General features: G+C 67.2%; 18 protein-coding genes and 1 pseudogene. 13 read left to right on the top strand and 6 right to left on the bottom strand.

Annotated features, from left to right (window positions below; translation table 11 throughout):
- The first annotated feature begins 227 nt into the window (after positions 1-227).
- The gene (locus tag Q0925_RS05010) at positions 228-788 is read left to right on the top strand and encodes a hypothetical protein (RefSeq protein WP_299332430.1); all 561 of its coding nucleotides are present in this window, start codon (positions 228-230) and stop codon (positions 786-788) included.
- Between the two features lie 87 nt (positions 789-875).
- On the top strand, positions 876-1472 hold the full coding sequence (locus tag Q0925_RS05005) for a class I SAM-dependent methyltransferase (protein WP_299332427.1): 597 nt from the start codon (positions 876-878) through the stop codon (positions 1470-1472).
- Here Q0925_RS05005 and Q0925_RS05000 read toward each other — a convergent pair.
- Positions 1469-2242, bottom strand: a complete 774-nt coding sequence (locus Q0925_RS05000; protein ID WP_299332426.1) for a hypothetical protein — start codon at positions 2240-2242, stop codon at positions 1469-1471. The two genes, Q0925_RS05005 and Q0925_RS05000, sit on opposite strands and share 4 nt — an antisense overlap.
- 61 nt (positions 2243-2303) lie before the next feature.
- Complete coding sequence (locus tag Q0925_RS04995; RefSeq protein ID WP_299332424.1) at positions 2304-2915, bottom strand: class I SAM-dependent methyltransferase; 612 nt, start codon at positions 2913-2915, stop codon at positions 2304-2306.
- A 114-nt stretch (positions 2916-3029) separates the two neighbouring features.
- Between Q0925_RS04995 and Q0925_RS04990 the strand changes: the two genes are divergently transcribed.
- The 8 genes from Q0925_RS04990 (at position 3030) to Q0925_RS04955 (ending at position 11136) form a co-directional block, all read left to right on the top strand.
- Positions 3030-4055 (top strand): ABC transporter ATP-binding protein, encoded by a 1026-nt coding sequence (locus Q0925_RS04990; protein ID WP_299332423.1) that lies wholly within the window; start codon positions 3030-3032, stop codon positions 4053-4055.
- Entirely contained in the window at positions 4052-4867 is an 816-nt protein-coding gene (locus Q0925_RS04985; RefSeq protein WP_299332421.1) for an ABC transporter permease, read from the top strand. Before Q0925_RS04990 ends, Q0925_RS04985 begins: the two co-directional genes overlap by 4 nt.
- Positions 4868-4906: 39 nt before the next feature.
- Positions 4907-5644, top strand: coding sequence for an SDR family NAD(P)-dependent oxidoreductase (locus Q0925_RS04980; RefSeq protein WP_299332419.1), 738 nt, complete (start codon positions 4907-4909; stop codon positions 5642-5644).
- A 120-nt stretch (positions 5645-5764) separates the two neighbouring features.
- Positions 5765-7150, top strand: coding sequence for a cryptochrome/photolyase family protein (locus Q0925_RS04975; protein WP_299332417.1), 1386 nt, complete (start codon positions 5765-5767; stop codon positions 7148-7150).
- A 65-nt stretch (positions 7151-7215) separates the two neighbouring features.
- Entirely contained in the window at positions 7216-8274 is a 1059-nt protein-coding gene (locus Q0925_RS04970) for an ABC transporter substrate-binding protein (RefSeq protein WP_299332415.1), read from the top strand.
- Positions 8275-8281: 7 nt separating this feature from the next.
- Positions 8282-9355, top strand: coding sequence for an ABC transporter ATP-binding protein (locus Q0925_RS04965; RefSeq protein ID WP_299332413.1), 1074 nt, complete (start codon positions 8282-8284; stop codon positions 9353-9355).
- Positions 9352-10260, top strand: a complete 909-nt coding sequence (locus tag Q0925_RS04960) for an ABC transporter permease (RefSeq protein ID WP_299332411.1) — start codon at positions 9352-9354, stop codon at positions 10258-10260. Before Q0925_RS04965 ends, Q0925_RS04960 begins: the two co-directional genes overlap by 4 nt.
- Positions 10261-10263: 3 nt before the next feature.
- On the top strand, positions 10264-11136 hold the full coding sequence (locus Q0925_RS04955; protein WP_299332410.1) for an ABC transporter permease: 873 nt from the start codon (positions 10264-10266) through the stop codon (positions 11134-11136).
- Between the two features lie 74 nt (positions 11137-11210).
- Here Q0925_RS04955 and Q0925_RS04950 read toward each other — a convergent pair whose 3' ends face one another.
- Both Q0925_RS04950 and Q0925_RS04945 read right to left on the bottom strand, forming a co-directional pair.
- Positions 11211-11555: a hypothetical protein gene (locus Q0925_RS04950; protein ID WP_299332409.1), complete on the bottom strand. Its 345-nt coding sequence runs from the start codon at positions 11553-11555 to the stop codon at positions 11211-11213.
- 56 nt (positions 11556-11611) lie between these two features.
- Positions 11612-12064, bottom strand: coding sequence for a metal-dependent hydrolase (locus Q0925_RS04945; protein WP_299332407.1), 453 nt, complete (start codon positions 12062-12064; stop codon positions 11612-11614).
- Between the two features lie 110 nt (positions 12065-12174).
- On the opposite strand from Q0925_RS04945, the gene Q0925_RS04940 reads away from it, so the two are divergent.
- Positions 12175-12960, top strand: a complete 786-nt coding sequence (locus Q0925_RS04940) for an SDR family NAD(P)-dependent oxidoreductase (RefSeq protein ID WP_299332405.1) — start codon at positions 12175-12177, stop codon at positions 12958-12960.
- A gap of 67 nt (positions 12961-13027) precedes the next feature.
- The gene (locus tag Q0925_RS04935) at positions 13028-13678 is read left to right on the top strand and encodes a hypothetical protein (protein ID WP_299332404.1); all 651 of its coding nucleotides are present in this window, start codon (positions 13028-13030) and stop codon (positions 13676-13678) included.
- Positions 13679-13732: 54 nt separating this feature from the next.
- Here the strand turns inward: Q0925_RS04935 and Q0925_RS04930 are convergent, their stop codons facing one another.
- A complete protein-coding gene (locus Q0925_RS04930) occupies positions 13733-13909 on the bottom strand; it encodes a hypothetical protein (RefSeq protein ID WP_299332402.1) in 177 nt (58 codons plus the stop codon).
- 182 nt (positions 13910-14091) lie between these two features.
- Between Q0925_RS04930 and Q0925_RS04925 the strand changes: the two genes are divergently transcribed.
- Entirely contained in the window at positions 14092-14292 is a 201-nt protein-coding gene (locus tag Q0925_RS04925; RefSeq protein WP_299332400.1) for a monooxygenase family protein, read from the top strand.
- 106 nt (positions 14293-14398) lie between these two features.
- Here Q0925_RS04925 and Q0925_RS04920 read toward each other — a convergent pair.
- Positions 14399-15021: pseudogene (locus Q0925_RS04920) on the bottom strand (secretion system protein); the annotation flags it as partial.

Genomic DNA, 15021 nt, shown 5'->3' with positions numbered 1-15021 from the left:
ACCGGCCGTCTCGGTGTGACCGGCATCATCGTCGGCCGGGGCGACCACGAGGGAATCGAGATCACGAACAACGTCGTACAGAACCTCGATCAGGGGACAACGGAGGACTCGGGCTTCCCGACGGTCAACGGCGTCCTGTTCGACGCGAACGACAGCAATCCGGGGACCGTGACTGATACGACGGTCAACAACAACACGATCCGTGACGTCGAAAGTGACGTCGCGCCGTGGGGATCGTCGTCCAACACGCGACCGACGGCGTCGACATCAACAACAACGAGATCCGCGACCTCGTCGCGGCGTACGACACCGACTCGGACCGGTCTGATAACGGCGACTTCGGATTCACCGTCACACAGGGTATCAATGTCGCCTCGCCGTCGACCGAGGGGACGACGATCAGCCACAACGTGATCGGGGAGGTCACGAGCGAGGAGACCATCCAGCCGGAAGCGGTGAAAATCGACGGTGACGGGAGCGGCCTCACGGTCCGTCCGAACCAGTTTCTCGTCGCGGTCGGCCTCAACAACCGGAACGGGACCGACGGCGGGAGCCGCGACCCATCGGACGACCCCGCCGTCGACGCGAAGAACAACTGGTGGGGGAGTGCCGACGGGCCGGAGGAAGCGGCGTTCAATCAAGACGCCGACGACCGAAGCGACGTGGTCGGAAACGTCACGTACGACCCGTTCCTGCCGAACCCGCCGGGTGGGAACGGGAATCGAAAAGGGAAGAGGAGCGGCAAAGACAAGAACAAGAACAAAGACAAGGGCAACGGTAACGGCTGATCGAACCCCCGACTGCCCGGTGACCGCGGGGTGGATTCTGTATCGCCCGGTCGTGGGGTCTAACTCGTCGGCGTCCGATCGGAAGCTATGGACCAGGATGCGATCCGGCGGGCGTGGGACGACATCGCGGAGACGTACGCTCGGCGGCGCGACCCGACCGGCTCGGACGCCGACTTGCTCGATGACCTGACCGCCGACCTGCCGCCCGATCCGACGGTGCTTGACGTCGGGTGTGGTGACGGGGCGCGGACGCTCGCGAACCTGTCCGGCGAGCGGATCGGACTCGACATCTCGCGGCGGGGGTTGGAACTCGCCCGCGACACCGTCCCCGATGCACACCTCGTCCAGGCCGACATGACGGCCGTCCCCCTCGCCGACGGAAGCGTCGACGCCGTCACCGCGTACCACGCCGTCTTCCACGTGCCCCGCGACCGGCAACCCGAGGTGTACCGGGAGTTCGACCGAGTTCTCAGCCAGGACGGGACGCTCCTGCTGACGCTTCCGAGCGGCCGGTTCGAGACGGTGCGGGAGGGCTGGATGGGCGGGCGGATGTTCTTCTCGTCGCCGGGTCGCGACCGGACACTCGATCACCTACGCGACGCAGGATTCGATACATTACGGACGGAGACGGCGACCGATCCGCTCGGGAGTCGCTCCGAGTTCGTCTTCGCCGGGCGGGCCTAATCGCGTTCCATCGGGGCCGAACACCGCAGACAGAGAACGTGGCCGGCGGTCCAGTTCACGTCCGTCGACCCACAGTCCGGACACCGGTGGTTGTCGTCGCCGTAGGCGGTGGTCCCGCGTGGGGCGGCCAGTTGCCCGTCGTCGACGACGCGGTCAAGCAGCGAGGCGAACCGCTGGCGTTTGTACGTCGCCCGCCGGGCGAGAAACGCACCGGGATCGGCAGGGTCGCTCCCGTGCAGGTCGGCCCACTCGATGGCGATTTCCCCGTTGGCGGGGCCGCGGGCCACCTGCTTGATCGGTTCGTCGGCGGCCTTGAACAACGGGCTGGTCGCGACCCGTCGCGGATCGTCGACGTTCTCGCCCGCGTCGCGGTACGCCTCGGCGGCGTCCGCGTAGGCATCGTCGACGCCGTCCATCGCGGCGACAACGCGGAAGTCCGCGACGAACTCGGCGAGACAGGCCTGCTGTGCGGGGGCGTCGAGCGTTGTCATCAGGTCGCGCGCGACGGCGATGCCTTCGACCCCTCGACGGGTGGCGCGGGCGTCTCGGCCCGCGACCCGGTAAGCGACGGCTGCGACGACGAGCCACCGAAGCCCGGCACCAACCCACCCCCGTTCGTCGGTGTCGAACGGGCTCAGTTCCGCCTCGGGACGTGGGTCCGCGAGGGAAAGCCACGCCGCTCGGGTGAACTCGTCACCCGCGCGTTCCGTGGCTCGGTCGGACAGGGCGGCGACAGCGGCAGCGATCCGGTCGTCGGCATCGGTCTCCATACCGGCCGTGAGGCCCGGATCGTGACAAGCGCATCGCTCGTGATGTCCGGTGTCCCCCGACTCACCCGTCGCTCGGAGCGTGTCGCGCCACGACGGCGTAGAACGGATCGCCCCCCGGCCGTTCGCGAACGACAGTCTCGACGGCGAGCCCCACCTCCCGGCAGTAGCCCGCGACCAGTTCGGCACGGCCGTCCATCGAGGCGTTTCGCCACGCTCGGACCGCTTTCGTCGGGAACATTCGATCGGTGAAGCTCACGACGAGCACGCCACCCGGGCCGAGAACGCGAGCGAACGCGGCGAACACGTCGCTCGGGTACTGGAGATACTGGACCGACAGCGCACAGCAGACGGCGTCGAACGCCGCGTCGTCGAGCGGGAGCGACGGATCGGCGTTGAAATCGCGGACGAACCACTCGTCGAGAACGTCGTTCTCTGCGAGTTCGGCCTCGTTGAGCCCGTGTCCGACCACCCGGTCGTAGTCGGTGTCCGGGAGGTGTGACACCCAGCTCCCCATCGCATCGAAGACCCGGTCACCGGGCGAGGTCACCGAGTCGTACAGGGCCGTGAGCCGGGCGAGAAAGGCGTCGTCGGCGTGTGTGACGAACCGCGGCGCGTCGTAGAACGCCCGGTCGTCGCTCGGGTCGAGTTTGGTGCGGTCGCGGTCGGAAAGCACTACACGTCGTTGTGACTCGACGGAAAAAAACGCTCGGAGACCGCCGACACACCACGCCACCGCGACCGGACACCCCCGCCACGCACATTTATTCGTCCACGACGTAGAACGGCCGTGACCACAGGATATCGAGGACGAGACGCCGACGAGGGTGGGCAAGCGACGGCACGGGGTGTCCACGCGCCGGCCGTCGCCGTTGACGACCTCCGAAAGCGGTTCGGGAGCGGTCCCGACGCGGTGACGGCCGTCGACGGGGTCTCGCTTGAGGTCGAACGGGGGTCGGTCGTCGGCCTCCTCGGTCCGAACGGAGCCGGAAAGACGACGCTCATCAAGTCGATCCTCGGTATGGTGTTGCCCGACGAGGGCGACGTTCGGATCATGGGGGTCGACGTCCGCGACGCGCCCCGCGAGGCGTACGCACACGTCGACGCGATGCTCGAGGGCGCGCGAAACGACTACTGGCGGCTGACAGTACGGGAGAACCTGCGCTACTTTGCGACCGTCGGCGGCGTCGACCCGGACTCCGTTGCGGCGCGCCACGAACGCCTGCTCGACCGGTTGAACCTGACAGAGAAAGCCGACGAACCGGTCCGGGACCTCTCGCGAGGAATGAAACAGAAGGTGTCGCTGGCAAGCGTTCTCGCGGGGGGCGCGGACGTGGTCTTTCTCGATGAACCGACGCTCGGTCTCGACGTGGCGAGCGCCCGCATGTTACAGGCGGAGATACGGCGGTTGGCCGCCGAGACGGGGCTGACGGTGATTCTCAGCAGCCACGACATGGGCGTCGTCGAAACCGTCTGTGACCGGGTGGTCGTCGTCGCCGACGGGCAGGTCGTCGCCGACGACACCGTCGACGCGTTGCTTCAAGCCGAGGGGCACACGCTCCGACTGACGAGTCCGGGGTTCGACGCCGACCTGCTGGCGGGGTTCCGCGAACGGGTCGACGTGACGGGCGTCGAACGGCTGGACCGCGGCACACAGGTCGGCGTGACCACGGATACCGAGGGACTCTACGCGCTCATGTCGTATCTCCGTCGCCACGACGTGGCGCTCACGGCGGTCGAAAGCGTCGACCCCGGACTCGACGACGTGTTGCTCAGTCTCACGGACGGCACGGAGCAAGGGGGGCCGGAGGCGTGACGGCGGATCCGGACTCATCTGAAACCCCGCCGGTACGGCAAGCGGGCTACCTCGCCCTGTCTCGGGCCGTTCTCTACCGGGAACTGCTCGTGTTCGTCCGGTATCCCGCAAACGCCATCGGCGGCATCGTCGTCGCGCTCTTTTTTTTCGGGGTGTTGTTCTACGGCGGGCGGATGGTCGCCGGGCGTGCGCTCACCGACTCCATTGAAGGCATCATCGTCGGATACTTTCTCTGGACGCTCGCGGTCGGGGCCTACTCGTCGATATCGAACGACATCGGGAGCGAGGTGCAGTGGGGAACGCTGGAACGACACGTCATGACGCCGTTCGGGTTCGCACCCGTGGCGCTCCTAAAAGGGATTGCAAAGCTCGTCCGGACCTTTCTCACCTCCGCCGTCATCCTCGGCGTGATGCTCGTCGTGACGGGGACGACCCTCAGCGTCCACGTCCTGACCGTGACCGTCGTGGCCGCGCTCAGCGTCGCCTCGGTGCTCGGCTGTGGCCTCGCGGCTGGCGGTGTCACCGTTCTGTACAAGCGGGTCGGCAACTGGCTGAACCTGCTCCAGTTCGGGTTCATCGTCCTCATCTCCGCACCGACGTTCGACCTCGGCTGGACGCGAGCGCTGCCGCTGGCCCACGGGAGCGCCCTGCTCCAGCGGGCGATGGTCGACGGCGTTCGCCTCTGGGAGTTTCCGGCGGCCGACCTCGCGATTCTCGTCGGCGTCGCCGTCGGGTACCTCGTTCTGGGCTACCTCGTGTTCCGGTACACGAGCCGACGGGCGCGGCGGCTCGGCGTGTTGGGGGATTACTGACGAACGAGGATTCAAGACCGTCCGTGTCGTTCGTGGAGCATGCTCTCGACGGTCGATCTGAGCGGACGGACGGCACTGGTGACCGGAAGCGCGACGCGTGTCGGTCGCGAACTCCTGCTCCGGATCGCGGCGTGTGGTGCGGACGTCGTTGTCCATTACCGGACGAGCGAGGCGGCGGCGACGGCGACGGCCGAGGAGGCACGCGACCACGGCGTCGAGGCAACGACCGTTCAAGCCGACGTGACCGATCCGGACGGCGTGGACACGATGTTCGAGGCCGTCGAGGAAACGCTCGGGACCGTCGACATCCTCGTCAACAACGTCGGCAACTTCGATCCGCGCCACTGGACGGAGATCGAGTGGGACGCGTGGCGCGACGTGGTCGAGAGCACGTTCTACGGAACCGTTCTCTGTTCGCGTCGGGCGTTGTCGGGGATGCGTGACGCCGGCTGGGGACGGATCGTCAACATCGGGTTCGCGGACAGCGATCAGGGAGTTGCCCACCCGGTCAACTTTCCGTACTTCGTCGCCAAAACGGGTGTACTGATGTTCACGCGCATGCTCGCGGCCGATACGCAGGACGACGGGATCACCGTCAACGCGGTGTCGCCGTTCGCCGTCGAAAACACCGTCTCCGACGTGTCGTCGTTCCCCCGCGGTCGGGCGGCGTCGTTCGACGACGTGGCCGCGCCGATGCTCTTTTTTCTCCACGAGGATGCGGGCTACATCAGCGGGCAGAACGTCGCCGTCGACGGCGGCCGCCTAGCCGAGGGGTAGTCACGGGGCCTTCTCGGTGACCGCGACGTATCGGACGTATCCACCGGTACGGCCCGAGTCGACAGACGCCGGTGCCTGGCGACACGACAGGTACTCGTCGCCCCAGTACACTCATGAAATATGCGTCTACATTGGCATCAGCGCGACCTCAGAACACGGGATAACGCGGGGCTGGCCGCGGCGGCACAGTCGGAGACCGTTCTCCCGGTGTACGTCTACGATTCGGAGGCGTTGGGGACGATCGGAAAACGCCAACGCGCGTTTCTCATGCGGGGCGTTCGGGCGCTCAAAACACGCTACCGCGAACTCGGGAGTGACCTGCTGGTCCGGAGCGGGACGCCGGACGAGGTACTCGCGGCGGTTGCGGCGGAGTTCGACGCCGATACCGTCCACTACAACGAGCATTACCGGCCCGCGCGGCGGACGAGACAACGGGCGGTCGAACGGGCGTTGTCGGGAACGGGCGTCGACACCGACAGCCGGACTGACCTCGTGTTGGTCGATCCGGGTCGGCTCGACGAGCGATACCCCACCCACGGACGGTTCTACAACGACTGGGAGCGGGTGCCGAAATCGCGGCCGTTCGACGAGCCCAGCGACGACCGCCTTGCGGACGTGACCGACGGGACGACCGTTCCGCTGCCGGACGTCGATATCGACCTCCCGAAGGCCGGCTACACCGCCGCACGCGACCGGCTCGACGACTTTCTCGACGCCGGCATCTACGATTACAACGACACCCGAGACGATCTGGCACGGGCGGTCGAGGCGCCGACACAGGCCGTCTCCCGCCTGTCGCCGTATCTCGCGGGCGGGATGATCGGCGTCCGGGAGGTATGGGAAGACGCCTCGGCGGTGTACGATGCGGTGACCGGCGGCGAGGCGCGGAACGTCGACAAATACCGCTACGAACTCTCGTGGCGGGAACACAACTACCACCTGTTGTACCACAACCCCGACCTCGGGGAGTCGAACTACGACGACCCGCCCAACGACATCGAGTGGAGCGGTGACGACGATGCGTTCGAGGCGTGGGTGGCTGGCGAGACGGGCTATCCCCTCGTCGATGCGGGGATGCGGCAACTGGACCGCGAGGGGTACATTCACAACCGGCCGCGGCAGGTCGTCGCGAGCTTTCTCACCAAACACCTCCTCGTCGACTGGCGGCGGGGCGCGCGTCACTTCCAGCGACAACTGATCGATCACGACTACGCCCCGAACAACGGGAACTGGCAGTGGATCGCGTCGACCGGAACCGACTCCGTGGACGTGCGCATCTTCGATCCCGTGAGCCAGATGGCAAAGTACGACGACGGTGCGGCGTACGTCACGGAGTACGTGCCGGAACTGCGTGACGTGCCGGCCAACAAGATCGTCGACTGGCCGACGCTCTCGCGGGGCGAGCGAGAATCGCTCGCACCGAACTACCCACACCCGATCGTCGATCGGAACGACGGGTACGAACGGGCACAGCGAACCTTCGAACGGGCGCTTGGCAAACGCTGAACCGGGCCAGGGGCGTTCATACGGTTCTCGTATAATTTATCAGGATCCGGCGGCGATACGTACCGATGGTAACGCGAAGGCAGTATCTCGCCGGCGTCGGTGCGGGAACCGTCGCCGTCGGCGCGGGCTGTACCGGCGGTGGCAACAACGCGACGCTTCGCCTGTTGGATTGGAACTACGTGTACGCGGACGGAATCTTCGACGAGATCGAGCGAGAGACCGGCATTTCGGTCGAGCTACAGGCCGCACAGAGTTCGGCACAGAGTCTCTCGCTGTTGCGTTCGGGCCGGTCGGACCACGACCTTGTGGCGCTTGGCAACTACGCCGTGCCGCCCGCGATAGCCGACGGTCTCGTGCAACCGATCGATCTCGACGCGGTACCGGCGTACGACGACATCTTCGAGTTCGTCAAGCGAGACTACTTCCAATCGGAGGGGTCGGTGTACGGCGTCCCGCGGTCGTTCGGACAAACGCCGCTTGCGGTCAACACGGACGAAATCAGCGACGACGTGACGAGTCTTCGCGCGTTGTTCGACGAGTCGTACGGGGGCCTGATCGGCGGCCGGGACGACGCCCGCCTCCAACTGTTGTACGAGCGGGCCGCCTTCGGTTCCGAGCCGCTCAATCCGACCGGTGCCGACGAAATCGACTTCGAGGCGACCCGTCGTCGCCTGACGACCCACGTCAACCTCGCGGAGGGGCTGTGGTCGTCCGGTGGCGACTCCGAACAGTTGCTCGGGTCGGGGGAGGTGGCGATCCAACCGGTCTGGAACTACGTGATCTCGTCGATGCAGAACGAAGGCGTCCCCGTCGAACGGGTGTACCCCGACGAGGGGACGAAAGCGTGGTTCCTGCAGTTCTGTATCCCGGAGGGAGCCGAGAACGTCGACGCCGCCCACCGCTTCATTCAGGAGTGGCACGCCGGTGTGGGGTACGACTCGCTGATGGCCCCCTCGAACATCGCCGTCCCGAACGGGCGGGTGTTCAACGAGAACGACATCGACCGCGCGGCCTTCGGTCTCGACGATCCGACGCGGTTCATCTACGAGGAGCCCAAGCCGCAGTCGCTGATCAAGCGGTACCAACAGGTGTGGACCGAGGCCAAGAGCGCGGCGGGCGCGTGACCGCGTTGTGACCAGCGGCTCCTCACAGATGACCCTCCGAACGGACGGCCTGGTCAAGCGGTTCGGTGACACGACGGCGGTGGCCGGCGTCTCGCTTGCCGTCGAACCCGGCGAGTTTTTCGCCATCGTCGGCCCGTCCGGCTGTGGAAAGACGACGACCCTGCGGATACTCGCCGGGCTGGAGTCGCCGACGGCCGGCGAGGTCGAACTCGCCGGCAGAGACGTGACCGACCGGCCGCCGCGGGACCGGGAGACGAACCTCGTTTTTCAGGACCTCGTTCTGTTTCCACACATGACCGTCGCCGAAAACGTCGGCTACGGTCTCGCCCGCGACGGCGTGCCGGAGGCGACGCGCCGCGAACAGGTCGAGGAGATGCTGGAGACGGTCGGATTGTCGGGGTTCGGTGACCGGGATCCCGCGTCGCTGTCCGGCGGTCAGCGCCAGCGGGTCGCCCTCGCCAGAGCGCTCGCCAACGAGCCGTCGGTGCTTCTTCTCGACGAACCGCTCTCGTCGCTCGACCGGACGCTCCGGACCGAGATGCGGACCGAACTCCGCCGGATACAACGCGACGTCGGAACGACGTTTCTCTACGTCACGCACGATCAGGAGAGCGCGCTGAGCATGGCCGACCGGATAGCGGTGATGCGTGACGGCCGCGTCGTCGAGTCGGGGTCGCCGTCGACGCTCTACAACCGCCCGCGGACGGCGTTCGTGGCCGACTTTCTCGGAGACGCCAATCTCCTTACCGCCACGGTCCAAGGCCGGGAGAACGGCCGGGTGACCGTTGAGGCCGGCGGTGGGCGGTTCGACGCCGCTGCCGATACCGGGGTGCCGGACGGATCGGTAACGATTGTCATCCGACCGGAGGATCTCCGTCCGGGCGGCGAGACTCTCTCCGGAACGGTCCGATCCGTCTCGTACAAAGGGGCACACGAGGAGTACGGTGTTGCTCTCGACGGAGGCGATTCGGTCCGGGTACGGACCCGCGCCGACGGGGACGTCACCGTGGGGGCGACGGTTGGGCTCGACGTGCTCGACGCGTCGCTGGTGACCGAGGCGAACACGGAGGACGGCGAATGAGCGGGCTGACCGACCGGTCGTGGTGGCCATCGACACCCGCCGCCCGCGGGACGGTCGCCGACGCGGGACTGGCCGCGCTCCCGACCGCACTCGCCGTTGCGCTCGGTGTCGTTCCGCTCGGTTTCCTGTTCGTCGAGAGCGTCAGTCCGCCGGTGACGCTCACGAACTACGCGGCGCTTGGCGGGAGCGTCTATCCGGACGTCATGCTCCGGTCGCTGGGTATCGGCGTCGTGATCACCGGCATCTGTCTGACCGTCGCATACCCCGTGACCTACTGGCTCGCCCACCGGTGTCCGGCCCGCTACCGCCTCGCGCTGCTTGTTTCGTTTACCCTCCCGTTGTGGCTGAACTACGTCGTGCTCAACTACACGTGGGTGTGGATTCTCGCCGAGAACGGTCTCGTGAACGTACTGCTGACAGAGACCGGACTGGCCGACCGACCGCTGGACCTTCTTCGCGGTGGCGCGAGCGTTGTCGTCGGGCCGTTTGCACTCCCGAGCCTCTCGCTTGGCCTCGGCTTTGTCCATATCTACCTCCCCTACGTGCTCCTGACAATGTACGTCTCGATGGAACGGTTGGACTACCGGCAGGTCGAAGCGGCCCGTGACCTCGGTGCCGGCCCGGTCCGTGTCTTCCGGGACATCATCGTCCCGGAGACGTACGGCGGTGCCGTCGCGGGTGCGCTCATCGTCTACGCCCGCATCGCCGGCGCGTTCGCGACGCCACAGATCCTCGCCGCCCCGTCGGAGCAACTGATCGCCCAGGTCATCACGGCGCAGTTCTACGACGTGCTCAATTACCCGTTCGCGGCCGCGCTCTCGGTCGCGTTTCTCGCGATCGTTCTCGTCGGCTTCGGCATCGGTGCGTTGTCGAGCGACGTCCGCGCGGAACTCGGGCGGTGGTAACCCGTGGGCGAGCGCCGGTCCCCACCCACGGCCGAACACGAGCAACCGGCCGGTCGAATCGAGCGATCGGTCGACCGCCTTCACGGGGGACTCGCCGCGGTCGTCAACGGCGGCTTCTTCCGCGTCACGGTCGTTTCGACCGCAGTCTTTCTGTACCTCCCCGTCGTCGTCGTCGCGTACCTGTCGTTGTCGCCGGGGTCACAGCCCTCGATCCCACTCGACGGCGCGACGCTTCGGTGGTACGGCGAGGTGTTGACCGACACCCGGTTCGTTCGGAGCCTCGCGACCAGCACCGCGGTGGGGGCCGTCACCGCCGTTGCCGGGACCGGTCTCGGACTGCTCGCCGCCAGAACGATCGTCCGGGGACGGCTCCCGGGATGGGTCCGGGCCGGCGTCGCCATGACGGTCGCGATTCCGTTGTTCGTCCCGACCGTCGTCGTCGCCGTCGGGATCGGGATCGCCGCCGGCCGGGTCGGTCTCGGGTTCGGCCTCGGTCCCGTTCTCGCCGGCCACCTCTACTGGGTGTTGCCGTTCAGCACGTTCCTCATCGCGTCGCGGTACGCGACCCTCGACGACGGCCTCGTTGAGGCGGCCCACGACCTCGGCGCAGACGGTCCGACCGCCTTTCGAACCGTCACCCTCCCGTTGCTCTGGCCGGCACTGGTCGCGTCGGTGCTGTTCGCGTTCGCGTTGTCGTTCAACGAGTTTCTGATCACCTTCTTTCTCGCCGGGAGCGGCGTGACGACCATGCCGCTCGAAATCTACGGAAAGGTGCGGATCGGCGCGACGACCTTTCTCAACGCGGCGAGCGTTCTCGTGCTTCTCATCAGCGGCGCGGTCGCCGCGGCGGCCGCCAGTCTGGAGCCGCCGACCTGACCGTAGGGACCGGCGTCGGAGGCGTATCGGCCACGGTGGGGGGTCGACCGCGGGCGACACACCACGTGCCGTCGCTACGAGTCGAGTTCGTCCTCAACGGAGATGGTTACCGGTCCGTCGTCGCCGTCGGCGTGTGCGTCGTGGTCGTGGTCCTGACCGTACTCGTTGTCGTTGTTGTACTCGTAGCCGTCGTCTCCCGTCACATCGCGGCGTTCGGCGGGGTTCACGCCGCTGACACCGTATCCGATGAAAAAGCCCGCCGCGCTCCCGACCCCGGCACCGATACCGGCACCGACGGGACCGGCGGCGGCGCCGACTTTCGCGCCGGTTCGGGCGCCCGCGCTCGCGTACCGCTGGACGAGGCGCACGTCGTCGTCATCGTCGAGAACGGGTTGCAACAACAGTGATTCGTCGGCCATACACGCGGATACGGCTGCAGGTAATTGAGTGCCACGGCGTGCCGGCGAGGAGACCGTTACGTCTCCGCTCGCAACAGGTCGGGGGCGACGAGCACAAGCGCCAGTCCAAACAGGAGGAGTTCGGCGGCGAACGCCGGGCTGGTGGCGTAGCCAACCACATACCCTCGGACGGGGTCGGCCGGCGGCGCTGGCGGGGCGAGCGCCGGCCAGATGTAGTGATCGAGATACCGCGGAATCGCGAGCGGCAGGTCCCCGAGGAGGTGTGACAGCCAGCCGAGTGCGAGCGGGCGGCCGCGGCCGGTGGCGAGGCAAACGGCCCCGACCGCCGCGAGAACGAACACGGAGTGTCCAACGGTGTGAAACGAGGGCACGAGCCCCAGCGCCCCGAGCGGTTTGTCGACGACATCCGGGAGAAAGGCACCGACGAGAAGCACGGCGGCGGCACGACCGCGATACCCCGCGATTCGGGCCGCGAGAACGGCGAGCGCGAGGTGGCCGAGCGGTGACACACCCGACGATTCGGCGGATCGGGCTTGGCTGTTTCGGGGCGGCGGATATCCGCTGTTCCGTCCGTGCTCGGGGGCGGTCGGTATTAGTCACTGGCCCCGAACCGACGCCTATGGATCTCGAACTCGACGGCAACGTCGCACTGGTGACGGGATCGAGTCGCGGTTTCGGAAAGGCGTGTGCCCGGACGCTGGCCGCGGCGGGTGCCCGCGTCGTCTGTAACGGTCGTGACGAGGATCGACTGGCGGAGACGGTGGCGGAACTCGACGACGGCGCCGGGAACGTGGTCGGGGTCGCCGCCGATCTGACCGACCCGGACGCGGTGACCGCGCTCGTCGGGGAGACGGTCGACACCTTCGGCGGTCTCGACCACGTCGTCACGAACGTCGGCGGCCCCGCCACCCGGCCGTTTCTCGACATCGACGACACGGAGTGGCTCGACACCTACGAGTTGCTGGTGCTGAGCGTCGTCCGGGTCGTGCGGGCGGCGGCACCACACCTTCGCGACGGCGGCGGGTCGGTCGTCTCGATCACCTCCCGGACCGTGTGGGAGACGATCGAGAACTACGCCCTGTCGAACGCGCTCCGACTCGCCATCGTGGGGTTGGACGCGACGCTCGCGCGCGAACTGGCCCCGGCGGTTCGGGTCAACGCCGTCGCTCCCGGCCCGTTCGAGACCGGGCGGATCGACGACCTGGTCGAGGAGAGCATGGCGGTCGGCGCGTTCGAATCACGGGAACAGGCCCGGGAGGCGTGGCTCGGGGACATCCCTCTCGGCCGCCCGGGCGATCCGGCCGAACTCGCCGATCTGATCGCGTTCCTGCTCTCACCACGGGCGAGTTATATCACCGGCGAGACGGTTCGGATCGACGGCGGGGTGACCCGAACGCCGCGGTGATTGCGGGTCCGGCATCCACCATCGTCACGAGCGAAACGCATAGGACCGCGCGTCCCGGTCGCTTTGTATGGAACAGTCCGGACGGTTTCGGGTGTACCGCGGCGTCGAATCGGTCCCACACATCAACGTACAGGCCGTCGACGAGCCGACGCTGTACTCCGTTTATCGGTCCGGCTACACCGACAACCAGTCGACCGTCGACGCGCTCGAAACCGGGGATCTCATCGAGGCGACGCTCGCCGGCGACCCGGCGGACGACGCCGAACCGTGGCGGCTGACCGCCGTCAAGCGGGTGGGACGGGTCCGGACCGCCTTCGCGGTCGATATCGACCCGCCGGAGGTCGCCCGGAACTGCTGGACGCCCGGCGCCGGGGCACCGTCGTACACCGTTCTGACCGAGAACGGCGATCCGATCGGCGTCTGTGGTGTCCAACCTCGTGCCCCCCTACCAAACGACGGCGCGTTCGTCCCGAGCGTTCTGACCGGGCTCCTCCCCCTCGAAGCGGAGTTCGAGTCCGTCCCGGAGATCGGCGATCCGGCCATCGAAGCGCTCTTTCTCGACCCCGACCCTCCGGACGCGTCGTCGCACGCGTGGCCGTACGGCGTCGTCTTTCTGTTCACTCGGCCGTCGACAACGGTCGCCGAGGGGATCAGAGATGCCTACGACTGTCCGTTAACCGGTGATACGCGTCCGTCGTTCGATCCGTACGGACTCTGACCGCCCGCTCGGGCGAAAAAATGGCAGACCTGGCGGCCGCGAACCGCGGTGTGACTACGCGTCGTCGCCGCCGTCGGTCAGCAGGCTGACGTCGGTGTCACGCTCCTCTTCGAACTCGTCGGGCAGCCAATCGTCGTCCTCGGCGTCCGTGTCGGCCGCCGGTTCGTCGTCGGCCTGATCGTTGACCCAAGACTCACGTTCGTAGTGGTGGCACATGGTTACGTCACCCATGGATTGCTGAGGACTGGACACGTAAAACTGTTAACACGGTCGGTGGAGACGGCGGGAGGAGACGAACCCATATGATCCCCACGGCCGCAGTCGGCGCCGATTCGACATATCCGACATCGTCCACGGGCGAATGACCGCGGAGGTGGAGGGGTCTTTCTGATCGGAATGCGTATCAACTCGCTGTGGACGGTACACAGGTGGCTGCCGGTGGTGTTGCCATGCCGCGGTTGTTGCGGGAACTCGAGGCCGACCCCGAGGGCGGACTGCTCGGGTCGCGGGCGTGGTTCGGCCTTCGCGCTCCGGTGGTGGTGCAGTACTGGCGCTCGTTCGACGACCTGAACGAGTACGCTCGAAACCCGGAACGCGAGCACCGGCCGGTGTGAAGGCGTTCACCCGTCGCTCGGGTTCGCGGCACTGCTCGTTCTCGGGGACTCGCCAGTGTCGTGCCGAACGTCCTTCGGCGGTTGGGGTGGGTTCCGGGGCCACGCGTCAGTCGCTCCCGGCCCCACCCGTCTCGCTCCGTGCGCGTTCGACCGTCGCCGCCTCGTCGGTCCGTAGGTCCGAGACGAACCCGAAGAGGTCGTCGACGTCGGCGACGCCCTCCTTGACGAGATACCGGACGTATCGGTGTTTGCGGTGGAACTCCGCTTCGACGGCCTCGACCTCGCGGTCGCTCGCGTCGGCCAGTCGGTGAAAGGTGCGAATGCCGACCGAGCGGTGGCCGTCGTCGAGGTGTGGATGGGCGTAATCGAGGTCGAACCGTCCGTCCGTGTCGCGGCGCGCGACGACGTCCCAGTGGAGTGTGCGCTCGCCCTTCTTGACGACACCCGATAGGAGTCGGCCGCCCTCAAGAGCCTCGTACTCCCGTTCGCTCAGGAGTTCCACCGCCTCCGCGACGTAGCGTTCGCCGTCGACGTGGTGTGGAAACACGACGAGGTCGATTTCCCGCAGGAGGTAGGGGGCGAGCCCTTGTTCGATCACACGGTTGATGAGCGTCTCCACGTCCTCGGCGTGGGTGGTGCCGATAACACTATGCCGGTGTTCAGCGTCTCGCTGAACGTCTCGAAGGAGGCGGGCGTGTTGATCTCCGCGATCACCTCCATGTCCGGGTT

The organism is Haloplanus sp. (assembly GCF_028275055.1).
Lineage (GTDB): Archaea > Halobacteriota > Halobacteria > Halobacteriales > Haloferacaceae > Haloplanus.
Note: the sequence above shows the minus strand (reverse complement) of the source record. Positions and strands in the feature narration are given on the sequence as shown.